At 71.5% G+C, this 21935-nt stretch carries 17 protein-coding genes and 1 riboswitch; of the genes, 8 read left to right on the top strand and 9 right to left on the bottom strand.

The window, feature by feature from the left end:
- Nucleotide 1: 1 nt before the first annotated feature.
- The 3 genes from ACGGCP_RS17580 to ACGGCP_RS17570 form a co-directional block, all read right to left on the bottom strand.
- Nucleotides 2-1402 carry a glutamyl-tRNA reductase gene (locus ACGGCP_RS17580; protein ID WP_392967341.1) on the bottom strand — a complete coding sequence of 467 codons (1401 nt, stop codon included), beginning with the start codon at nt 1400-1402 and terminating at the stop codon, nt 2-4.
- Nucleotide 1403: 1 nt separating this feature from the next.
- On the bottom strand, nt 1404-2117 hold the full coding sequence (locus ACGGCP_RS17575; RefSeq protein WP_392967339.1) for a redox-sensing transcriptional repressor Rex: 714 nt from the start codon (nt 2115-2117) through the stop codon (nt 1404-1406).
- Between the two features lie 287 nt (nt 2118-2404).
- A complete protein-coding gene (locus ACGGCP_RS17570; RefSeq protein ID WP_392967337.1) occupies nt 2405-2653 on the bottom strand; it encodes a glutaredoxin family protein in 249 nt (82 codons plus the stop codon).
- A 373-nt stretch (nt 2654-3026) separates the two neighbouring features.
- On the opposite strand from ACGGCP_RS17570, the gene ACGGCP_RS17565 reads away from it, so the two are divergent.
- The 7 genes from ACGGCP_RS17565 to ACGGCP_RS17535 all read left to right on the top strand — a co-directional run bounded on the left by ACGGCP_RS17565 (nt 3027) and on the right by ACGGCP_RS17535 (nt 11423).
- Complete coding sequence (locus tag ACGGCP_RS17565; RefSeq protein WP_392968025.1) at nt 3027-3830, top strand: sigma-70 family RNA polymerase sigma factor; 804 nt, start codon at nt 3027-3029, stop codon at nt 3828-3830.
- 430 nt (nt 3831-4260) lie between these two features.
- Nucleotides 4261-5337, top strand: a complete 1077-nt coding sequence (locus ACGGCP_RS17560) for a DUF5667 domain-containing protein (protein WP_392967335.1) — start codon at nt 4261-4263, stop codon at nt 5335-5337.
- A gap of 192 nt (nt 5338-5529) precedes the next feature.
- Entirely contained in the window at nt 5530-6420 is an 891-nt protein-coding gene (locus ACGGCP_RS17555) for an HAD family hydrolase (protein WP_392967333.1), read from the top strand.
- Nucleotides 6421-6434: 14 nt separating this feature from the next.
- Nucleotides 6435-7535, top strand: coding sequence for a hypothetical protein (locus ACGGCP_RS17550; protein ID WP_392967331.1), 1101 nt, complete (start codon nt 6435-6437; stop codon nt 7533-7535).
- 101 nt (nt 7536-7636) lie between these two features.
- Nucleotides 7637-8434: a dihydropteroate synthase gene (gene folP / locus ACGGCP_RS17545; RefSeq protein ID WP_392968023.1), complete on the top strand. Its 798-nt coding sequence runs from the start codon at nt 7637-7639 to the stop codon at nt 8432-8434.
- 163 nt (nt 8435-8597) lie between these two features.
- A riboswitch (SAM riboswitch) is annotated at nt 8598-8714 on the top strand.
- 14 nt (nt 8715-8728) lie between these two features.
- On the top strand, nt 8729-9991 hold the full coding sequence (gene thrC / locus ACGGCP_RS17540) for a threonine synthase (protein ID WP_392967329.1): 1263 nt from the start codon (nt 8729-8731) through the stop codon (nt 9989-9991).
- Nucleotides 9992-10400: 409 nt separating this feature from the next.
- Nucleotides 10401-11423: a GNAT family N-acetyltransferase gene (locus tag ACGGCP_RS17535; RefSeq protein WP_392967327.1), complete on the top strand. Its 1023-nt coding sequence runs from the start codon at nt 10401-10403 to the stop codon at nt 11421-11423.
- On the opposite strand, the gene ACGGCP_RS17530 is transcribed toward ACGGCP_RS17535, so the two are convergent.
- The 6 genes from ACGGCP_RS17530 to ACGGCP_RS17505 form a co-directional block, all read right to left on the bottom strand.
- Nucleotides 11420-12472, bottom strand: coding sequence for a glycosyltransferase (locus tag ACGGCP_RS17530; RefSeq protein ID WP_392967325.1), 1053 nt, complete (start codon nt 12470-12472; stop codon nt 11420-11422). The two genes, ACGGCP_RS17535 and ACGGCP_RS17530, sit on opposite strands and share 4 nt — an antisense overlap.
- Nucleotides 12473-12588: 116 nt before the next feature.
- Nucleotides 12589-14880 (bottom strand): AAA family ATPase, encoded by a 2292-nt coding sequence (locus ACGGCP_RS17525; protein WP_392967323.1) that lies wholly within the window; start codon nt 14878-14880, stop codon nt 12589-12591.
- Nucleotides 14881-14943: 63 nt separating this feature from the next.
- Nucleotides 14944-15144, bottom strand: a complete 201-nt coding sequence (locus ACGGCP_RS17520; RefSeq protein WP_392967321.1) for a hypothetical protein — start codon at nt 15142-15144, stop codon at nt 14944-14946.
- Between the two features lie 24 nt (nt 15145-15168).
- Nucleotides 15169-17052, bottom strand: a complete 1884-nt coding sequence (locus tag ACGGCP_RS17515; RefSeq protein WP_392967319.1) for a right-handed parallel beta-helix repeat-containing protein — start codon at nt 17050-17052, stop codon at nt 15169-15171.
- A gap of 374 nt (nt 17053-17426) precedes the next feature.
- Nucleotides 17427-19052 carry a chaperonin GroEL gene (gene groL, locus ACGGCP_RS17510; protein WP_392967317.1) on the bottom strand — a complete coding sequence of 542 codons (1626 nt, stop codon included), beginning with the start codon at nt 19050-19052 and terminating at the stop codon, nt 17427-17429.
- A 224-nt stretch (nt 19053-19276) separates the two neighbouring features.
- Nucleotides 19277-20212 carry a hypothetical protein gene (locus ACGGCP_RS17505; RefSeq protein ID WP_392967316.1) on the bottom strand — a complete coding sequence of 312 codons (936 nt, stop codon included), beginning with the start codon at nt 20210-20212 and terminating at the stop codon, nt 19277-19279.
- Nucleotides 20213-20380: 168 nt separating this feature from the next.
- Between ACGGCP_RS17505 and ACGGCP_RS17500 the strand changes: the two genes are divergently transcribed.
- Complete coding sequence (locus tag ACGGCP_RS17500) at nt 20381-21934, top strand: peptide MFS transporter (RefSeq protein WP_392967314.1); 1554 nt, start codon at nt 20381-20383, stop codon at nt 21932-21934.
- The last annotated feature ends 1 nt before the right edge of the window (nt 21935 follow it).

Below are 21935 nucleotides of genomic sequence, written 5' to 3'. Positions count from 1 at the left end.
CTTAAGGCCGGTGCGGCGAAGGCGCTCCGGGCTGCGGTGGGGCAGTGCCGAGGGTCCCGTCGGGCGTGTCGGCCGCGACGGGGTTGATCTTGAGCGCGTCGGCGAGGTCGCCGGTCTGCGGCTCGGCGACCTGGGCGGCGTCGAGCGCGAACAGGTCGCGCAGGGCGCGGGCGTAGTCGGGCGCGCCGGGCTGGCCGGCGAGTTCGCGCACGCGCACGGTGGGCTCGTGGAGGAGGCGCTGCACGACGCGGTGGACGGTGCGGGCGACCTCGGCGCGCTGGTCGTCGGTGAAGTCGCCGCGGCGGGCGACGCGGGCGAGCTCGGCGTCGACGATGTCGGCGGCCACTGAGCGCAGGGCGGCGACGGTGGGGGTGACGGCGTCGGCGCGCAGGGCCTCGTTGTAGGCCGCGATCTCCTCGGCGAGGAGGGCCTCGACTTCGGCGAGGGTGTCGGCGGCGGCTCCGGCGGCGTCGGCGCGCTGGATCTCGGCGATGTCGACGACGTGCACGCCGTCGAGCCGGGAGACCTCTTCGGCGACGTCCTTGGGCAGGGCGAGGTCGCAGACGACGAGCGGGGCGGTGCGGCCCGCCAGGTGCGCGGCGCGCAGGACCGGCTCGGGGGAGGCGGTCGCGCAGACGAGCAGGTCCACTTGCGCGGCAAGGGAAGCGAGGTCGTCGTAGGCGGCGGTCTCGGCGTCCCAGACGGCGGCGAGGCGTTCGGCCTTGTCGCGGTCGCGGTTGGCGACCTTGAGGGATTTGACGCCCGAGCGGGCGAGGGTCGCGGTGGCGAGGCTGCCCATGGCCCCGGCGCCGACGACGGCGGCGCGGGCCTGGGCGAGGCCGAAGAACCCGGCTTCGGCGAGCTTGCGCTCGGCGAGGTCGAGGGCGGCGGTGACGACCGAGGGCGCGGCGGCGTCCACGTCGGTCTCGGCGTGGATCCGCTTGCCGACGCGCAGGGCCTGCTGGAACAGTTCGTGCAGGTGGCGGCCGACCTGGTCGGCTTCACGGGCGGTCTCGTAGGCGTCGCGCAGCTGGCCGAGGATCTGGGGCTCGCCGGCGACCATCGAGTCGAGTCCGGCGGCGACGCGGAAGGCGTGGGCGGCGGCGTCGGCGCCGTGGCGCACGTACCCGCAGGAGGCGAAGTCGAGCTCGGATTCGGCGTCGCCGAGGCCCCAGACGCGGTGGAGCTCGTCGACGATCGCGGAGAGGCCCCCGTGGAAGGTGGCGGCGGTGGCGTAGACCTCGACGCGGTTGCAGGTCGAGAGCACGACGGCTTCGCGGACCTCGCCACCGCGCAGCAGCGCGCGCGAGAGGTCGGCGGCGGCCTCGGGGCCCACCGCGAGCCGTTCCAGGGTCTCGACCGCGGCACTGCGGTGCGAGATGCCGACTACCAGGAGGTTCACTTCACCGGTCCCGTCTCTTGACGTTCACATTCCCGAGCGTCTTGTGGTGTTCGTGGAAGGAGAGGATCTGCAGCTCGACGGCCAGGTCGACCTTGCGGACCGCCACGCCCTGCGGCACGGCGAGCACACATGGCGCGAAGTTGAGAATGCTTGTGACACCAGCATCTACGAGTAGGTCGGCCACGTGTTGGGCGGCCGCGCCCGGTGTGGCGATGACCCCTATGTTGATGCCCTCGTCACGTACCGCGGCGGTCAGGAGCGCCACGTCGCGCACCCGGATCCCGTCCAGGTCCCTCCCAATGATGCCCGGGTCGGCGTCGAAGAGGCCAACGATGTCGAACCCCCGTTCGGAGAACCCGGGGTATCTGGCCAGCGCCTGGCCCAGGTGGCCCAGGCCGATGATGGCGACGCGGGAGTCTTTCGTGAGTCCGAGCACACCGGCGATGTAGGCGGCGAGGGCGGCCACGTTGTAGCCGACGCCGCGCATTCCGGAGGCCCCGAGCTGGGAGAGGTCCTTGCGGAGCATCGCGGAGTTGACGCCGGTGGCGGCCGCGAGGATCTCAGAGGAGACGGTCTCGACGCCGGACTCCCCCAGCGAGCTGAGCGCCCGCAGGTACTCGGGCAGGCGCCTGACCGTCGCGGCCGGGAGGTCGGCGGCCGCCGCGGGAGGGCCGCTGGGGGCCCGGTGGTCGGTGCCTTCGCCGGTGGTCGTCAATGGTGGAACTCCAGGTCCGCTAGTTCCGCGCCGCCGTTCACCGGCGCGCAACCCAGCTTAGGAGAAGGACCGTGCGGGAACTCGCACAGGCGACGCTAACGGCGCAGGACGCGGCTCGGCGGCTCGCGGGACCGGTGCGGTACACCCCCGTAACACTGGGCGGAGCCCAGCTGTACCGAAGCCCGGTGATTCCCGGCGAGCCGCCGTTCGATGTGATCTTGCCCTAAAAATCCGGCAATGCCCGTAAATCGGGGTTTTTCGGCGCGTCGTCCTCGGTGCGCGCGGCGTCACGAATTCGAGGAGGCCTCGAGATCGCGCTCGAGGCGCGGCACGTCGACGTCCCAGTAGCTGTGCTCGCGGCCGTCGAGCAGCACCACGGGGAGCCGGTCGCCGTATTCGCGCGCCAACGCAGCGTCGTCGGCGACGTCGACCTCCGTCCAGTCCAGGCCCGCGCCGCGCGCCACGCGGTCGAGGTCGGCGCGCGCGGCGCCGCACAGGTGGCAATCCCTTGTAGTCAGCAGCGTCAGCCTGTTCACCCTGCTCCCTCCCTGAACCAGAAGATCGCACAGTCTGTGCGACACCCTCCGTCATTCCTCGATCACTATTGAGCCAGAACCGGTCCGCGAACGCGGACCTCCAAACATTTGGGGAGGTAATGGTGGGATTCCGCCCCCGCGAAGAAGGGTACGTCGGTGCGCCGGGCGAGCGCCGACATCGCCCGCAGTCAAGCCGTCACCGAACGCGACACGCCGAACGCAAATACGCGTCGGCGGGCTTCCTGATTTCTAGACTCAGGCGGGTCAGTCCCTGCGGGACCCGATCGCATGACTCGGCCCGACCCCTCACACGAGGAGGCCACTAGTGCCCGGTATTGCACCAGCAATGGTGTCGCCCTACGCGAACCGCACGATGCTCTACGCAGACTTCGCCCCCTACGCGAACGGCACCTACTTGAACGGCGGCGCCGTCCTCACGGCCCTGACGCGGCTGCCGGCCCCGACCTTCGAGCGGCTCCGGCAGGCCGTGTGGACGGTCCTGAGCCTCGACACCGGCACCGCCGAGCAGCACCACGTGCGCTCCGGCGGCGGCGCGGGCGGGGCCGCCGAGGCGGCCGGACCCGACCAGCACGACCCGAGCACCGACCAGGTCGACGGCGACGAGGTCGCCGACCTCGTGGCGCGCGCCCAGGACGGCGACCCGAGCGCCTTCGGCGAGATCTACGACCGCTACAACGAGACGGTCTACCGCTACATCTACTTCCGCGTGAACAACGCCCAGCTGGCAGAGGACCTCGCCTCCGAGACGTTCCTCAGGGCGCTGCGCCGCATCTCCAGCTTCAGCTGGCAGGGCAGGGCCTTCGGGGCCTGGCTGGTGACGATCGCGCGGAACCTGGTCGTCGACCACTTCAAGTCGGGCCGCTACCGGCTCGAGATCGTCAAACCGGACGTCCTGGGGACCGACTCCCCCGAGACCGACCCGACCACCTCGCCCGAGACCGCCGCGCTGGAGAAGCTCACCAACGCCACCCTCCTCACCGCGGTCAAGAAGCTCAACCCCGACCAGCAGGAGTGCATCGTCCTGCGGTTCCTCCAGGGGTTCACCGTCGCCGAGACCGCCCGCACCATGGGCAAGAACGAAGGCGCGGTCAAGGCCCTCCAGTACCGGGCCGTGCGCACCCTCGCGCGGCTGCTGCCGGACGGCTTCCGGGGCTGAGAGTCGAGGCGTTTCCGATCCCTTCTTTCCCTCTCCATACTCCGACGGCTCAGGCTGCTGTCGGAAACCCGACAAAAACCCGTCTCCGCGGGATCCGACCCGCGAACCCGTCATCACCGATCCGCCGGGACCCTCCCGACCGGACCGACACTGCCAGGTCAGGGCCGCACACCGGCCCTATGCCGCCGTGGAATCGCGCCGCGAGGCGGACAAAGTGGTCCGCGTCGCAAGGTTCTCGGCGAACCGTAACCTCAGGGGCTACTCGTGCGTTGTTCTCAGTACAGGAGCAGGATCCATGCAGTGAGAGGGGGTGTGCCCGGTGACTTTGAACCCTATGGAGCGCCGCCGCGCGGAGGAATTCGCACGGCTGCTTGACTCCGAGGAACCCTCCCTCCCTCACCAGCGCAGCGCTGACACCACGGCCGCGTCAGTGCACACAGATGCGGCAGAAGCGTTCGCCGAGCTCGTCGGCGTCACCGAGCGGCTCGGCGGTCTCAGCGAGCAGCTCATGGCCGCGAGCCGGCCGTCGCAGCAGTGGCAGGACGCCACCAGGCGGCGGCTCATGGCCGTCGCGGCCGACGAGGGCATCGGCGTCACCGCCCGCGCCCGCGCCAGCGCCGCCGTCCCCGAGACCAGACGCGCCCCCGTGCTCGACGACATGTTCCCCCGCCGCCCGCGCGGCGGCAGGCGCCTCGCGATCGTCGCGGCCCTGCTCACCGGCACCGTCGCCGTCTCCGGGGTCTCCGCGGCCTCGGGCGACGCCCTGCCAGGCGACTCGCTGTACGGCGTCAAGCGCTCCACCGAGCGCGCGCAGCTCGCCTTGGCGGGCAACGACCTCGGCCGGGCGCAGCTGTACCTGGAGTTCGCGCGCACGCGTATCCAGGAGGCCTCCGAGGTCGTCGGCGACGACGCCGCGGTGGCGAGCGCCCTGAGCGACGCGACGTCGGAGCTGCGCAGCGGCACCGCCCTGCTGGGCGAGATCGCCGTCGAGAGCGGCGAGCCCGCCCCGCTCGACTACGTCGACCTGTTCACCAACGAGCACCGCTGGGTCCTCGAAGACCTCGTGGCCGAGCTCGACGGGGACGCGCTGACGGCGGGCGAGGAGCTGGTCGCGGTGCTCGAAGCCGCAGCGGTCCGGTCGGTGGAGCTGCGCGGCGCGCTGGACTGCACCGAGTCCGGAGGCGAGACCGACGAGCTCGGCCCGATCCCGGGCTCGTGCGCGAAGGACGCCGTCGACGCGACGGCCCCGGTCGAGCCGAGCGGCTCCGAGGGCGCCGAGACCGGCGCGGCGGAGACCGGCAGCGGCGAGACCGGCGCTGAGGCCGAAGGCGAGGCCGAGCCCACCACGGGCGGCGACCCGAGCGGCGGCGGCACGGACCCGCAGACGGACCCGGCCACGGGCGGCGCGACCGACCCGGCGACCACGGGCGAACCGGCCGGCGAGACCGAGGACGAGGACGTCCTGGGCGAACTCACCGGGATCATCTCGGACCTGTTCGAGAACTAGAAGGTGTGGAGTACCGGGCCGGGACGCCGAAAGGCGTCCCGGCCCGACGCGTCCGGGGACGAACCGCCCAATGCGAGGCAGCGCTTCCCAACGCACGTAAGCGGGTCCATATAACCAGGGCCACACTGGAAATTCACCGGGCTCGCGTCCTGGCGTTACAGGGCGTCTGCCTGAGGCTTGTAGGCTTTTAGAGTGTCTGAGATCGAGGCTTCCTCCAACGCCTCCGCCACACCCCGTCCACGAACCGTGCGGGCTGGCGGCACCGCGCTGACCCATTCCGTCGTCGTCGAACCCGCCGCTCCGGGCGACGACGAACTCGCCCACCTCCCCACCGCCGCCTTCTTCGACGTCGACAACACCCTCATGCACGGCGCGTCCACCTACTGGCTCGCCCGCGCCCTCGCCAAGCACGGCGTGCTCTCCGGACGCGACATCCTCAGCTTCGCGTGGAAGCAGGCCCGCTTCAAGTTCGGCGCCGAGAACCACGGCCACATCTCCTCGGTGAAGTCCTCCGCGCTCGAACTCGTCGCCGGGTTCCCGGTCGACGAGATGCGCAAGCTCTGCGAAGAGGTCGTCGACCGCGACATCTCCCCGCGCATCCTCGCGCCCGTGCGCCGCCTCGCCGAACGCCACCTCGAATCCGACCAGGAAGTGTGGCTCGTGACCGCCAGCCCCGTCGAGCTCGCCGGGGTCCTCGCCTCGCGACTGGGCCTCACCGGCGCGCTCGGCACGATCGCCGAGATCGAGGACGGCTGCTACACCGGCCGCCTCGTCGGCGACCTCATGCACGGCCCCGCGAAGGCCGACGGGATCGCCCAGCTCGCGGCCGAACGCGGCCTCAACCTCGAGCAGTGCACCGCCTACTCGGACTCGGCGAACGACCTGCCGATGCTGCGCAAAGTGGGCCGCGCCATCGCCGTCAACCCGGACGCGCGCCTGGCCCGCCAGGCCCGCCACTACGGCTGGCCCGTCCTCGACTACCGCCGCGGCCGCCGCGCCGCGAAGCTCGCCCTGCCGACCGCGGCCGCCGCGGGCGTCGGCGCGGGCCTGCTGTACCTGTACAAGTCCCGCGAGCGGGACTAGACCCGAAGGGGCCCATGAACGACCTCGGGCAACGGCTCACGCTCGCCGGTGCGGCGGTGCTCGCCGTCGCCTGGCTCGCCTGGCCCTCCCCCGACCGCGCCGAGACCGCCGTCGTCCCTCAAACTGCGCCGACCGTGTGGGAGACCTGGGACGCCGAACCCGCCGACCTCCCCGGGACCATCGACGGCCGCGCCTGGACCCCGCTCGCCGCGCTCGACGACCCCGCCCCCGGCGCGACCGCGCTCCTCGGCACCGACGAAGCCGGGAGCCTGCTCTATGTGGAGCGGCCCGCCGAAGGAGAAGCAAGCATCGCGGTGATCGCCGAACCCGGCGGCGTGCCCGGGGTGGTCGCCGCCGCCGCCACCGACGACCGCATCGCGTGGCTGCAGTCCGTCCCGGACGAGCAGGGCCGCGTCGTCTCCGAACTGTGGACCGCCGAACGCGGCGCCGACGGCAGGCCCGGCGGCGCCCGGCTCCTCACCGCCGACACCGGCGACGTGATCACCGCAGGCAGCGCCTACGACCTCCAGTTCGCCGCCGAAGGGCTGCACTGGCTCGCCACCGCGCGCAGCGAAGCGCTCGTCACCGAGCACCGGTCCGTGGGCGTCGACGGCGGCGACGTCGAAACCGTCGGCCACCGCGGCGCGTGGCAGGCCGCCGCGTGGCCGTGGCTCGCCAGCGCCGGGTCCGACTCGCTCGGCGGGGCGCAGCTGGTGCGCACCGACACCGGCGCGGGCGTCAAGGTGTTCTCCGGGTCGGACGAGCTGACCCTGTGCTCGGCGACGTGGTGCCGCCTCATCGTGACCGCCGACGACGGCTCGCGCATCGACCTCGTCCGTCCAGACGGGAGCGAGCGGGTCACCGTCGCGGAGGGCTTCACATCGGCGGTGTCCCCGGACGTGGGCCTCATCGACCGGTTCGAGCCGCTCGCGCAGTCGCAGGCCGCCGCGGGCGACGCGACGACGGTGACACTGTTCGACCTGCAGGACGGCGAGGAGTACCTCGTGGCCTCCAGCGCGGGGCAGGCGGGCGCGGACGCGAAGTCGCTGTGGTGGTCCACCGGGACGGGCGAGCTCCTCGAATGGCACGTGCTGGACCTCACGGACCTCGCTTAATGCGAGGCGTTCGCGCACCGGGCACGGGTAACGTCGAAGCCGTGATCACTCCTGGAGTCCCCAGCGCAACGCCGGAACCGGGCCCGGCCCGGCCCGCGATCATGGGTGTCCTCAATGTCACCCCCGACTCGTTCTCCGACGGCGGACGCTACCTCGACTTCACCGACGCGGTGGCGCACGGCGAGCAGATGGGCGCCGAGGGCGCGGACCTCATCGACGTGGGCGGGGAGTCGACGCGGCCCGGCGCGGACCGGGTGGACCCGGCGACGGAGATCGCGCGCGTGGTCGACGTGGTCGCGGCCTTGTCCGAACGGGGCCTTGCGGTCTCGATCGACACGACCCGGGCGGCGGTCGCGGCGGCGGCGATCGGCGCGGGTGCGAGCGTCGTGAACGACGTGTCGGGCGGCCTGGCCGACCCCGACATGGCGCGGGTCGTCGCGGACACGGGCGTGCGGTGGGTGCTCATGCACTGGCGCGGGCACTCCGCGGACATGCAGCGGCTGCAGCACTACGAGAACGTCGTCGCCGACGTCAAGGCCGAGCTGGAGGACCGGATCGAGGCGGCCCTGGACTCCGGTGTGGACCGTTCGAAGCTGATCCTCGACCCGGGGCTGGGCTTCGCGAAGTCCCCTGAGCACAACTGGCGGCTGTCGGCGCACCTCGACGAGTTCGTGGGCCTGGGGTTCCCGGTGCTGTTCGGGTCCTCGCGCAAGTCGTACCTGGGGAAGCTCCTGGAGGACGAGAGCGGGAAGCCGCGCCCGGTGGGGGCGCGGGAGGCGGCGACGCTGGCGACGTCGGTCATGGCGTTCGAGGCGGGCGCGTGGGGCGTGCGGGTGCACGACGTGGCCGGGACGGCCGACGCGCGGGCCGTGTGGATGGCGACGCGCCGGGCCCGGTAGCTGACCGATCAACGACAACGCGCGGGCGCCGCGCGTCGCTCTGTGCCGCCCTTGACCAGGCGTGGAGCAGCTCACCGATCGGACCGGTGGGATTGCGAACCCATCTCGAAACTTGGAACAGCGGTTGCGGGTTCGGTCGAAACACCCGTAGCATTCGCCTCGTACTTCATCCAGAGCAGCTGAGGGGTCCGGCCCTGTGACGCTGCGGCAACCACCGACCCGCCCATCGCGGCGAGGCGGCAGGTGCCAATTCCGGCCCGCTGCGCGGGGAAGATGAGGGAGGAGCCTTCTCGTATGTCCAATGCACTCTTCAAAGACAGCCCGGCCAAGGGTCTGATCTGCCGTAACTGCGGCGCCACCTATGAGCTCGTGGCCCAGCACGCCTGTTGGCAGTGTTTCGGGCCGCTCGAGGTCGACTACGACCAGGCGGCGCTGGCGAAGGTCACGCGCGAGCAGATCGAGGCCGGTCCGCAGAACATCTGGCGGTACGCGCCGCTGCTGCCCGTCGGCGTCGACCCCGAGGACCGGGTGAGCCTGAACCCGGGCCTGACCCCGCTCATCGACGCGAAGAACCTCGCGAAGGCCCTGGGCATGCGCCAGCTCTGGGTGAAGGACGACTCGGCGAACCCCACCCACTCGTTCAAGGACCGCGTGGTGTCGACCGCGGTCTCGGCCGCGAAGAAGCTCGGCTTCGACCGCTTCGCGTGCGCCTCGACGGGGAACCTGGCGAACTCGGTGGCCGCGCACGCCGCCCGCGCGGGCGTCCCGTCGATCGTGTTCATCCCGCACGACCTGGAGCCGGGGAAGATCGTGCAGTCGGCGATCTACGGCGGCAAGCTGGTCGCGGTGCAGGGCTCGTACGACGACGTGAACCGGCTGTGCTCGGAGCTGACGGAGACTGACGACTTCGAGACGACGGCGTTCGTGAACGTCAACATCCGCCCGTACTACGCCGAGGGTTCGAAGACGCTCGGGTACGAGGTGGCCGAGCAGCTCGGCTGGCGGCTGCCGGAGCAGGTCGTGGTGCCGATGGCCTCGGGCGAGCTGTTGACGAAGATCCACAAGGCGTTCGAGGAGGCCGCGGAGATCGGCCTGGTCGAGCCGGGCAAGGTCCGAGTGTTCGGCGCGCAGTCGGCCGGGTGCAGCCCGATCGCGGACGCGTACGCCGAGGGCACCGACGTGATCACGCCGGTGAAGCCCACGGGCATCGCCAAGAGCCTCAACATCGGCGACCCGGCGGCGGGCCCGTATGCGATCGAGGCGTGCCGGTCGACGGGCGGCGGCATGGCGAAGGTGACCGACGACGAGATCCGCGAGGGGGTGCGGTTGCTCGCCGCGACCACCGGTGTGTTCGCTGAAACGGCCGGCGGCGTGGTCGTCGCTACGCTCCGTAAGCTCCTGGAGTCGGGACAGTTGGATCCTGAGGCCGAGACCGTCATTTACAACACCGGTGAAGGGCTGAAAACGCTCGACGCGGTGTCGTCGCTGGTGGGGCCCACGCACACGGTGAAGCCTTCATTGAAGGCGGCTAAGGAAGCGGGACTTCTGGAGTCCTGAGTAGAGCGGGGAGTTTTGGAAAGTGGACTTGTAAAACGCTTTCCGAACTCCCAAAATTATCACTCAGTGTGACCGTTGTGAAGTGGTGTGTCGGGTACCCGACAGAAATTGATCGTCCGTCGGGTCTTGACCCTATTCACTGAATAAGCAAGAATTCTTCTTGCGGGAGGCCGCAGCCGTCCTGTCGCCACTCACCCGGTTGACTGCGAGTCCTGGGGCTAGAACGTGTCGAGCAGCGCCAGCCGGTGTCAGGAACTGCGGTCTCCCGACCAATCCTCTTCCCTGCCTGCGGTCTTCGCAACCGTTATGCCCGGATTGCCGCTCCCCCAAACCTTTCCGTGCCGCTTTCAGTGAAATGCCCGGCCCCAATGGGCTTGCCTGCGTCGGACCCCTGCGCCAGACTCTGGCCATGACGCATTTCGACATCGTGCCGCTCGACCCCGGCAACCAGGCCCAGATCCGCTCGTACCTAGCGCTCCTCGAGGCCGTCGACGCGCGCGACCGCCCCGGCGCCCGGCCGTTCAACGCCGCGCACGCCCTCGCCTCGATGGCGGCCGGACGCGAGGACGCCCTGGTCGAACGCTGGCTCGCGGTGTGCGACGGCAAGGTCCTCGGGCACCTCTTCCTCGTGATGCCGCAGCTCGACAACACCCACGCGGCGCACTTCGACATGGGCGTCCATCCCGCCGAGCGCCGCCGCGGCGTCGGCTCGGCGCTGTTGCGCCACTTGGAGGAACGCGCAGCCGAGGAGGGCCGGAGCACGCTCTCATCGTGGCTGCCGGAGCCGGGCCCGGGCGCGCCGGAGATCAGCACGACAGGCGCCGAGTTCGCGATCGCCAAGGGCTACAAGCGGTCCCTGCAGGGCGCGGTCCGCGCCGTCGACCTCGACGCCGTGGACGAGGACGCCCTCGACGCGCTCTGGGACGCGGCCTCGGAGAAGGCCGGGGGCTTCGAACTGGTGCCCTTCACGGGACTGCCTCCTGAGGAGCTCATCGACGGCATCGCCTACATGCACGCCCGCATGTACACCGACATGCCGCTGGGCGAGTGGGACCTCCAGGAGGCCGAGATCGACCGCGGCCGCATCAAGCTCTGGTCCGACATGCGCCGCCTGCGCGGCGAACTGCACCTCCAGGTCGCGGCCGTGCACAAGGAGAGCGGCGACATCGCCGGGCTCACCGAGATCGTGATCGGGGGCGGCGCGGAGGAGCACTGCCAGCAGGGCGACACGATCGTCGACCCGCGCTTCCGGGGCCACCGCCTCGGCACGCTCCTCAAGATCGCGAACCAGCGGGCCGTGCGCGCGTGGCGGCCCCGCATGAAGTACGTGTGGACCGGGAACGCCGTCTCCAACGAGCACATGATCGCCATCAACGAATCGGTCGGGTACCGGTTCGTGTACGAGGAGAACGTCTACCAGAAGAAGCGCTAGCGGATCAGCCGCTCGTGCATGCGGCGGCGTTCGGCGTGGAGCCTCGCGATCTTCTCGCGCAGCACCGCGTCGCCGTCGCCCTTGCGGGACATGGCTTCCCGGAGGTCGTGGATCTCCTGCTCGACGTCGAGGCCGCGCCGGTTGAGCAGGTGCAGCGTCTCGTGCGGCTCGGGCTCGGGCGTGCGCTTGAGCAGCCGCAGGCCCTCCGGGGTGATGCCGAACTGGGCGAGCGCGTCGGCGTCGAACGTCACCGCGTTCGGATGGTCAGCCACTTTGGACATCCGCTCGGAGCCTTCGCGCTGCTGGTCCGACAGGCCCGTGTGGGCGTAGAGCCACCACATGGTGTCGCCGTCGATGTGGCGGACGCTGACGCCGGCGGGCACGAGCTTCTGCGCGAGCGTCGAATGGTTGCGGCGGTAGACGCTCAGCGCCCGCGACGCCGGTTCCAGGAGGCTGAGGCCGATCGACGGGCTGTGGTGGTAGGTGCGGTGACCGGCGGCCTCGGCCGGGACCCAGTTGCAGCCCAAGGTGGGCGAGAGGATCGCGGGCGCGGCGCTGCCTTCGGCGAGGTAGGCGGCGGCGGTCTCGTGGAGCTTGCCGACGAGGTCGCGGTGGACCGCGTCGTCGTCGTCCAGGCGCGTGGTCAGGGCCCAGCCCTTGCCGCGCGCGCGGGCCTCCTCCCGGGTCCAGGCGACGAGGTCGGGCACGAAGTCGCGTTTGAGCTCGGTCTCGGCGAGGCGGATCCAGGGGCGGGACGCGGCGAGCGCGTCGAGGCGCGCGCGGGCGACCGGCGGCATCTCGCGGTCGATCGCGATGAGCCACACGAAGTCGCGGTGCGACTGCGCGTCGAGCGAGGCGAGGGTCAGCTGCTCGAGCAGGAGCTGCCGGTACGCGAACCACTGCTCGTCGAACACGCCGATGCCGTGCCGGGTGGCGATGACGTGCAGGAACTCCGAGGACGCCGGGAGCGGCCCGTGGGCGGCGCGGTCGGGGAGCGCGGCGCGGAGCCTGCGGCGCAGCTTCGCGGGCAGCAGTCGCGTCAGTCGCATGGGGTTCCCTCCCGGCGGCCGGTGCGGCACGCCATCGGGCAGGCTAGTCCGCTTCGGTAACGGGCGCACCAACTCCGGGCAAACGGGACGCGAACCAGTCAGTCTCTTGTGGAGGTTCAGCCTTCGCGGTTGCCGGCGTAGCTCTCCAGATACTCGAGCTGCTCGGGGTCGAGGCTGGGGCGGACGCGCTCCATCGCCTGCGCCACATGGGAAGCGGTGACGATGCTCGCGTCCAGGGACTCGCGCATCGCCGTCAGGGCGGCCTCGCGCACCAGCGCGGCGCAGTCGGCGGCGGAGTACAGCCACAGCTCGTCGGCGACCTCGTCGAGATTCACGTCGTCGGCGAACGGGACGTTCTTGGCGTTGGCGCGCAGGATGTCGGCGCGGCCCTGCGAGTCCGGCGGCGGCACGTACACAAGGCGTTCGAGGCGGCCGGGCCGCAGCAGCGCCGGGTCGATCATGTCGGGCCGGTTCGTCGCGCCCACGACGACGACGTCGCGCAGCGACTCCGCGCCGTCCAGCTCGGTGAGCAGGGCGGCGACGACCCGGTCGGCGGTGCCGCCGTCGGTCCCGGCCCCGCGCACGGGCGCGAGGGCGTCCAGCTCGTCGAAGAACATCAAGGTCGGGCTGGCCTGGCGGGCCCGGCGGAACAGCTCGCGCACGTTCTTCTCGGACTCGCCCACCCACTTGTTGAGCAGCTCGGATCCCTTGACGCTGAGCACGTTCGCGTGCCCCTCGCCCGCGACCGCCCGCACGATGTAGGTCTTCCCGCACCCGGGAGGTCCATAGAGGAGGATGCCGCGCGGGGCCTCGATGCCCAGGCGCGTGAACGCGTCCGGGTACGTCAGCGGCCACAGCACCGTCTCGGTGAGCGTCTGCTTCAGGTCCTCCATGCCGCCCACGTCGGCGAGCGTGAGCCCGCCGAGCTCGACCGAGTCGCCGGACATGCTCGTGGGCCGCACCGATTCGAGCGCGCCGTCGAAGTCGGCGGTCTGCAGCGCCGTCGCGCCGCCGCCCTTGGCGCGCATCGCGGCGCGGACACCGGCCTCGCGGACCATGACGGCCAGGTCGGACGCGACATAGCCGGGGGCGCGGTGCGCCACCTGCTCCAGCTTCACGTCCTCGGCGACCTTCATGCCGCGCGTGAAGTAGACGAGGAGGTCGCGGCGGGCGTCGGCGTCCGGCATCGGCACCACGACCTCGTGCTCGAGCTTCCCGCGCAGGCCTGCGTCGACGTCCTCGACGCGCGCGGTCGTGCACACCACCGCGTGCTCGCCCGCCTCCGCCAGGACCTCGTCGACGAGACGGGCGAACATGGTGCCCAACGGGGTCCGCTTCCCGGCCGGGGCGATCGCCTCGACCCCGCGCACGAGCAGGACGCCCGGGACGGCGAGGGCCGCGACAGCGGCACGCAGCTGGTCGGCGGCCGCGTTCGCCTCCAGGGCGGCCAGGTCGTGGCCCGAGACCTCGCTGACGCGCGCGCCGACGGCGGCCGCCACGGATCGGGCCACGGTGGCCTTGCCCGCGCCCGACGGGCCCGAGACGAGGACGCCGAGCGCCATGTCCGTGCCCACGACCTTCAGGACCTCGCGGTGGTTGAACCCGAGGTCGAGCAGCTCGCGCAGCTCCTCGGCGGGGATCCGCGCCCCGGCCAGCTCCTCGTAGGGGATCGGCGCGATCCCGGGCTGGGCAGCGGGCTGCGCGCGCACGGCCTCGCGCGGCTCGGTGCGCGGGCGGGCCGCGGCGGCCTCCCCGCCGGAATAGGACGCGGGCATCGGCGCGCGGGCGCGGCCGAGGTTCGCGACCCGGCCGGACTCGAGCGGGATGTCGATGGAGGCGGGGACGTCGGACTCCCACTCCACGCGCGTGTCCGAGGTGATCATGGCCGCGCTCGCCGGGCTGGCCTCGACCACGTTGAGCACCATGGTGGTCCAGCCGATCCCAAGCGTGTTGTTCAGCGTGCGGCGCGTCGCCGAGACGATCTCGCGCTGCGCGTCCCCCAGCTCGATCGGCAGGAGCGACACGTCGTCGCCCTCGCCCACGACCTTCGACAGGAGCGCCAGCCGCAGCGTGTCAGGGTCGACCACGGCCACCGCCGAAGCGGGGCCCGACAGCACCACCCGGTCGGCCGCCGCCAGTCCCACGGGGCTCAATCGCACCGGGTCCCCGTCGCGCGCACCGATGTTCCCCAGCGTCAGGTCGTCGGCGTACAGCGCCCGCCGCGACGCGTACCGGTCGGCGGCAAGCGCGATCGCGGCCGTCGTGCGCCGCCCCGTCAGCTCCACGGCGTCGCCGGGACGCAGGCCCAGCGCGGTCAGGGCCTCGGGATGGAGGCGCACGATGCCGCGCCGGGCGTCGAGCCCGGCCTTGGCGCGGGTCGCGGTCAGAGTGAGGGAGCCGTCGGTCACGCCGCCCAGCCTATTACGGCCCGGCCCCGCGCGGCGACACGCGAGAGGCGGCCCACTGCCGCGCTACTCCTCGGCGGGAGTGAGGTCCATGCGGTAGACCTGGCGGCCGTCCTCGACGAGGATCGCGGCCGTCGCGCCCTGGTCGGCGAACTCGCGCCACCGCTCGCCCAGCCACGACTCCGCGTCGCCCTGGCTGCCCAGGTCGCTGTCGGGGGTGTCGATCGCGTTGCCTTCGGCGTCTTCGAGCTTCCAGGTCCAAGTCATGGAGCAACAGTACGCGACCGAGCGTCACCAGTCGAAGCGGTCGTGCGACGGCGCCGTCACCGGCGTGCGCTCCACCGGGGGCGGCTCCTCCTCCCGGCGGCGCGGACCGAACGCCATGCCCAGCGCGATCAACGTCCACAAAGGCAGGAGCGCGAGCCAGAACCAGGCCGGGGACACCGGCACGAACGGGATCGTCCACACCGCCCGGTCGACCGCGTCCAGGACCGCCGCCGCCCCGATGAGACTCGTGAACAGCCCGAAGAACACCATCCCGCACTGCCGCCAGGACCGACCCGCCAGCAGCCAGCCGACGCCCCACAGGCCGACCGCGAGCGCCTCGTAGTCCGCCCGGCCCGACCAGACCGCGAGCACCAGCAGCAGGCCGCCGGACCCGGTCGCCAACGCGGAGAACGTCATCCGGCCCGCGCGCGGCGGGTGTTCGGCACGCGCGGCCGCGAGCCAGCCCGCGCCCGTGAGGAACAGCAGCCCGGCGGCGAAGACGACGGCGGCCTGGAACTCGAGCCGGTCGGTGAACCGCGCCCCGAACCAGTCGCAGCCCTCCGGGACCCCGGCCGCCGTGTCGCCGATGCCGCAGTGCCCGACCTTGAAGGCCCGCAGCGGGTCGCCGACGAGCCGGGACGGCGTGTTGGCCCCGTCGCAGTCGGGCAGGGAGGCGGGGAGGGTCCGGAAGGAGCCGGGCTCGGCGAAGCAGTTCCCGGCGCCGACGCCGTCCCACCACAGGTCGAGGCGGTTGCGTTGGCGCTGGCCGTCCTCGCGGACGCCGAAGGCGTTGTCCTCGAAGCGGTTGCGGTCGCCGCTGCCGTCGAGTCCGGCGGTGCCCCAGGCGGCGATGGCGGCGGTCTGCTGGTTCCAGAGCCGGTTGCCGGCGACTTCGACGCCGGTGCCGTCGGCGACGAGGATGCCGACGCCGGAGGGGAAGGTGCGGCCGGGGCAGAGGGTCTGGGCCCAGTCGCGGTCGGCGGGGTCGGCGTCGCAGGCGCGGGTGCCGAGCCGCGCGTAGTGGTCGGTGTTGTTGCCGTAGACGAGGTTCGCGGTGGCGCGCACCTCGTGGCCGGGGGCGGTGCCGGTGATGGCGAGGCCGGTGGTGTTGCCGTGCAGGCGGTTCCCGTCGAGTTCGAGGGTGTCGCCGCCGGAGGCGAGGAGGCCGACGAGGTTCCCGGAGGCGTCGCAGCCGCTGACGAGGCCGTCGACGTTCTGGAGGGCGATCCCGGCGGTGTCGGCGGTGTCGGCGCGGCAGCCGGTGAGCGCCACGGCGGAGGAGTCGGCGATGCGGATGCCGTCGCCGCCGCTGTGGGTCGCGGCGACGTTGTCGAGGGTGGCGCCGGTGGTGGCGGTGAGCTGGAGGCCGGTCGCGCGGGCCTGGCCGAAGGCGATGCCGCTGAGGTGGAGGCCGTCGGCTTCGCGGGCGGCGAACACGGTGTCGGCGTTGAAGTCGGCGGTGACGAGGACGTCGTCGGGGGTGTTGCCGAGCCCTTCGATCTGGAGGCCGGTGAGGCCGTCGACGGTGATCGTGGATGCGGTCGGGTAGCGGCCGGGGAGGACGAGGATGCGGTCGCCGGGCGCGGCGGCGGCGATCGCGGAGGCGAGGTCGCGGTGGCCGCTGGCGAGGCAGTCCTCGTAGAGGCGTTCGTTCTCGACGCGGCGGAGGTCGGCGTCGTCGTTGCGTTCGGCGAAGTCCTCGGCGTCGTCGGTGCAGACGAGGAGGGCGGGGCCGTCCTCGCGGTAGGCGGGGGGCGCGGCGGCGGGCGGCTCGGGGTCGCCGGGCTCGGGCGAGCGGCTTTCGGCGACGATCCCGGCGAGGAACGCGGAGGCGCCCAGGCCGAGGAGCGCGGCCGCGAAGAAGACGGCGGCCGCGAGGCGTTGCTCGGAGCGGGGCGCGGGGGGCACGGCCCCAGGGTAGCCCGGCGGGGACGGTCTGTGAAGGGCCGGAATGCGCTGGCGCGCAGGCGTTCCGGGCCCCGATCGCTCCCCGGGCAGTCCCCCGCCCTCCCAGGGGGGCGACCCCGATATAAGCGTCTCGCGGGGGTACGACAGAAAACCCCGGTTCTTACCGTCGTAAGGAGAATTGTCACCCGAAAGAGTGAGCGCACGGCAGACACGGCATACCGTCCCTGGAGGGGGCGGTATGCCGCGCTCGCGCAGCGGACTACGCCGTCTGCACTGGAGGCCAGTACAGAGAAAGGGAGAACCACTCACAATACAATGAGCGGTCCTCCCTCGCTGAACTCAGTCGGCCTGAGCGAGCAACCCTGAAGGGCTGCTTACATCATGCCGCCCATGCCGCCCATGTCGGGCGCGCCGCCGGCGGACTCCTTCTCCGGGGCGTCGGCGACGACGGCCTCGGTGGTGAGGAAGAGCGCGGCGATCGACGCGGCGTTCTGCAGCGCCGAGCGGGTGACCTTGGTCGGGTCGGGGATGCCCGCGGCGAGCATGTCCACGTACTCGCCGGTCGCGGCGTTCAGGCCGTGGCCGGTGGGCAGGTCGCGGACCTTCTCCACCACGACGCCGCCTTCGAGGCCGGCGTTCTCGGCGATGGCGCGCAGCGGGGCGCCGAGCGAGCGGCGCACGATCTCGACACCGGTCGCCTCGTCGCCGTCGGCCTCGATCTTGTCGAAGGCGATCGCGCCGGCCTGGGCCAGCGCGGTGCCGCCGCCGGCGAGGATGCCCTCTTCGACGGCAGCCTTGGCGTTGCGCACGGCGTCTTCGACGCGGTGCTTGCGCTCCTTGAGCTCGACCTCGGTGGCCGCGCCGACCTTGATGACGGCGACGCCGCCGGCGAGGCGCGCGAGGCGCTCCTGCAGCTTCTCGCGGTCGTAGTCGGAGTCGGAGTTGTCGATCTCGGCGCGGATCTGGTTGATCCGGCCCTGGATCGCGTCTTCCTCGCCGCCGCCGTCGACGATGATGGTGTCGTCCTTGGTGATGACGACCTTGCGGGCCTGGCCGAGGAGGGACAGGTCGGTGTTCTCGAGCTTGAGGCCGATCTCCTCGGAGATGACCTGGCCGCCGGTGAGGATCGCGATGTCGCCGAGCATGGCCTTGCGGCGGTCGCCGAAGCCGGGGGCCTTGACGGCGGCCGACTTGAAGATGCCGCGGATCTTGTTGACGACGAGGGTCGGGAGGGCTTCGCCGTCCACGTCCTCGGCGATGATGAGGAGCGGCTTGCCGGTCTGGGTGACCTTCTCCAGGGTCGGGAGGAGGTCCTTGACCGCGGAGATCTTCTGGTTGGCGACGAGGATGTACGGGTCCTCGAGCACGGCCTCCATGCGGTCCTGGTCGGTCACGAAGTAACCGGACAGGTAGCCCTTGTCGAAGCGCATGCCCTCGGTGAGCTCGAGGTCGAGGCCGAAGGTGTTCGACTCCTCGACGGTGATGACGCCTTCCTTGCCGACCTTCTCCATCGCCTCGGCGATGATGGCGCCGACGGTGACGTCACCGGCGGAGATCGAGGCGGTGGAGGCGATCTGCTCCTCGGTCTCGACCTCGGTGGAGGTGGACTGGAGGTGCTCGACGACGGCGGCGACGGCCTTCTCGATGCCCTTCTTGATGGCGATCGGGTTGGCGCCGGCGGCGACCGCGCGGAGGCCTTCCTTGACGAGGGCCTGGGCGAGGACGGTGGCGGTGGTGGTGCCGTCACCGGCGACGTCGTCGGTCTTCTTGGCGACTTCCTTGACCAGTTCGGCGCCGATGCGCTCGTACGGGTCCTCGAGCTCGATCTCCTTGGCGACGGAGACACCGTCGTTGGTGATCGTCGGGGCGCCCCACTTCTTGTCGAGCACCACGTTGCGGCCCTTCGGGCCGAGGGTCACCTTGACGGCTTCGGCGAGGGTGTTCATGCCTCGTTCGAGCCCGCGGCGAGCCTCCTCGTCGAATGCGATCATCTTCGCCATGGTCGATGGCTTCCTTTCGGATAACGTTCGTGGTCGACGCTGAGGCGGCATTCCCGCGACGGTGAACCTGTTCAGGCTCGACCACCTCATCGCGTTAGCACTCGCCAGGTGCGAGTGCCAGCTCCAGGTATAGCACTCTCGCCTTGAGAGTGCCAATCCGGGGCGCGGAACACGTGGTGAAAAGCAAGAGGCCCGGGCCGGAGCCCGGGCCTCGCCGCGTCTTGCTACTCGTTCGGCATGGGATGTCCGGGCTCGCCGGGGTCGGCCGGGTCGACGGCGACGCCCGCGGCCTCGGCGGAGAGGGAGGTGGCGGAGACGGATTCGGCGCGGCCGCGCAGCCAGGCGTAGGTGCACAGGGACGCGGCGAGGATCCAGATCATGGGCACGAGCAGGAGCAGGGCCATGACCGCTTCGGTGAGGATGGTGAAGGCGGCGGCGAGCCAGGGCGCGAAGAGGCCGTGCCAGATCCCGGCGAGGAGGACGCCGACGAGGCCGATGACGAGGTTGGCGGCGAAGGCGACGAGGACGACGATGCAGATGCGGCCCAGGGCGGCCCAGAACGCGGAGTGCGTGAGCTGGATGGAGCGGGCGTAGGGGCTGCGGCGGGCTTCGAAGACGGCGGCGGGGGCCATGAGGCTGAGCGCGAAGATCGCCCACAGGCCGGGCAGGACGCACAGGACGAGGCCGGCGGCGATGGTGAGCCAGGCGAGCAGGAGCCACAGGAAGAACCTGCCGCCGCGTTTGAACCCGAAGGAGAAGGCCTCGCCGAGGGCGAGGAACCCGCCTGCGGCTTCGGCGGCGGCGGTGCGGACGGCGGCGAGGGCGGCGGAGCCGGAGACGTAGAGGACGGCGAGGGTGAGGATCGCGCCGATGACGGCGACGGCGGCGCTGGGGCTCATCGCGCGGACGATGGTGCCCCAGTCGGTGTCGGTCACTTCGATGTCGGGGGTGCGGACGGTGTTGTTGTAGGCGCCGAGGATCCAGCGGGGCAGGACGACGCCGATGAGGAGGATGAGTCCGACGGTGCGCCAGGAGCGCTGGACGACGTCCATGGAGGCGTGCCACCAGCCTTCAAAGGTGTCGGTCACGAGGGGGTCGCCGCCGGAGAAGCGGCCGGAGGGCTCGCCCTGGCCGGAGTTCCAGTATGGATCGTCGCTCATAGGCCGGATCGTAGACCAGCGAAAGGCGCATATCAGACAAACGGCTGCAACGCATCCGTTCGGGGATGACACGTTCGCGCGTTCGCCTGCCTGGCGGTGCGCGAGCCACTAGCGTACGCAGGTATCGGCGCACGTCGCGCCGGTCAGCCGACCACTTTGGGAGCGCCGATGTCCCACCGCGAGACGCGACCCGTCGGCCGCGAGAAGACCTTCTTCGGGCATCCCCGCGGCCTGGCCGTCCTTTTCGGGACCGAGATGTGGGAGCGGTTCAGCTTCTACGGCCTGCAGGGCATCCTGCTCACGTTCCTCGTCGCCGACACCGCGCAGAACGGCCTCGGGCTCTCCGACACCGTGGCCGTCCCGATCGCGTCGCTGTACTCGGGCCTGGTGTACCTGACGGCGCTGCCCGGCGGGTGGCTGGCCGACCGGATCCTGGGGCCGCGGCGCGGCGTCCTCATCGGCGGCATCATCATCATGGCCGGGCACATCTCCATGGCCATCCCCGTCTCGAACCCGGCGACGGTGTTCTTCGGCCTGTTCCTGGTCGTGGCCGGCTCGGGCCTCTTGAAGCCGAACATCTCGGTGATGGTCGGCAAGCTCTACGACGACGACACCGACGCGCGCCGCGACGCCGGGTTCTCCGTGTTCTACATGGGCATCAACCTCGGCGCGTTCCTCGGCATCCTCATCACCCCGTACCTGGCAGGGGACGACCGCTGGCACCTCGGCTTCGGCGCCGCCGCCGTCGGCATGGCCTTCGGCCTGCTCTGGTACGTGCGGGGCTGGCCGCGCCTGACGCACGCCGGGATCGGCCCGGCCCGCCCGCTCAGCGCGGCCGAGAAGAAGAAGACCAAGCGGATCCTGCTCGTCTCGGTCGTCATCGCCGCCATCGCGATCGCGATCTGGGCGTGGACCGGGACGCTCACGCTCGCGACAGTGCCCACGGTGGTGACGGGCCTGTCGATCGCGGCCGCCGTCTGGTACTTCGTGTACATCTTCGGCGAGGCCAAGGACATCACGCCCGCCGAGAAGGCCGGGCTGCGCGCCTACGTGGGGCTGTTCATCGCGTCGGTCGTGTTCTGGATGCTGTACCTGCAGATGGGCTCGGTGCTCACCGCGTTCGCCGCGAACTCGGTGGACCTCGACTCGTGGGGCTTCCACCTGCCCGCGGGCGGGGTGCAGAACTTCAACTCGATCTTCATCCTCGTCTTCTCGCCGATCTTCGGCGTCATCTGGCTCAAGGCCGGGACCCGGTTCGGGACGGCGTACAAGTTCGCGATCGGCGTGTTCCTCGTGGGCTTCTCGTACGTGTTCCTGGGCTGGCTGCAGACCCGCGCCGACGACGGCGTGCTCGTCGGGCTCGGGTGGATGGCCTGGGTGTACCTGCTGCTCACGTTCGGCGAGCTGTGCGTGTCGCCCGTGGGCCTGAGCGTGACGACGCAGCTCGCGCCGCCGAACCTCAAGGGCCAGATGATGGGCGTGTGGTTCCTCGGCCCGGCCGTGGGCACGCCGCTGGGCGGCCAGGCGTTCGCGTTCCTCGTCCCGCGCGTGGGCGAGGCCGCGTTCTTCTACATCCTCGCCGGGCTCGCGATCCTCACCTCGGTGGTCCTGGCGGTCTTCAGCCCGGCCCTGCACCGGCTCATGGGCCGCGGCGGGCACGGTCCGGACGCGACCATGGAGACGCCACCCGAACCCGAGTTCGGCCGGGACGGGCGCGAGTAGC

The sequence above is a fragment of the Glycomyces sp. NPDC048151 genome, assembly GCF_043202775.1.
Taxonomy (GTDB): Bacteria; Actinomycetota; Actinomycetes; order Mycobacteriales; family Micromonosporaceae; genus Glycomyces.
Note: the sequence above shows the minus strand (reverse complement) of the source record. Positions and strands in the feature narration are given on the sequence as shown.

Bases quoted from the DNA above. Each gene is read 5' to 3' on its own strand.
- ACGGCP_RS17565 (WP_392968025.1), top strand. From the start codon at position 3,027: ATGCTCTACGCAGACTTCGCCCCCTACGCGAACGGCACCTACTTGAAC.
- ACGGCP_RS17550 (WP_392967331.1), top strand. From the start codon at position 6,435: ATGAACGACCTCGGGCAACGGCTCACGCTCGCCGGTGCGGCGGTGCTC.
- folP (WP_392968023.1), top strand. From the start codon at position 7,637: ATGGGTGTCCTCAATGTCACCCCCGACTCGTTCTCCGACGGCGGACGC.
- thrC (WP_392967329.1), top strand. From the start codon at position 8,729: ATGTCCAATGCACTCTTCAAAGACAGCCCGGCCAAGGGTCTGATCTGC.
- ACGGCP_RS17535 (WP_392967327.1), top strand. From the start codon at position 10,401: ATGACGCATTTCGACATCGTGCCGCTCGACCCCGGCAACCAGGCCCAG.
- ACGGCP_RS17530 (WP_392967325.1), bottom strand. From the start codon at position 12,472: ATGCGACTGACGCGACTGCTGCCCGCGAAGCTGCGCCGCAGGCTCCGC.
- ACGGCP_RS17520 (WP_392967321.1), bottom strand. From the start codon at position 15,144: ATGACTTGGACCTGGAAGCTCGAAGACGCCGAAGGCAACGCGATCGAC.
- groL (WP_392967317.1), bottom strand. From the start codon at position 19,052: ATGGCGAAGATGATCGCATTCGACGAGGAGGCTCGCCGCGGGCTCGAA.
- ACGGCP_RS17505 (WP_392967316.1), bottom strand. From the start codon at position 20,212: ATGAGCGACGATCCATACTGGAACTCCGGCCAGGGCGAGCCCTCCGGC.
- ACGGCP_RS17500 (WP_392967314.1), top strand. From the start codon at position 20,381: ATGTCCCACCGCGAGACGCGACCCGTCGGCCGCGAGAAGACCTTCTTC.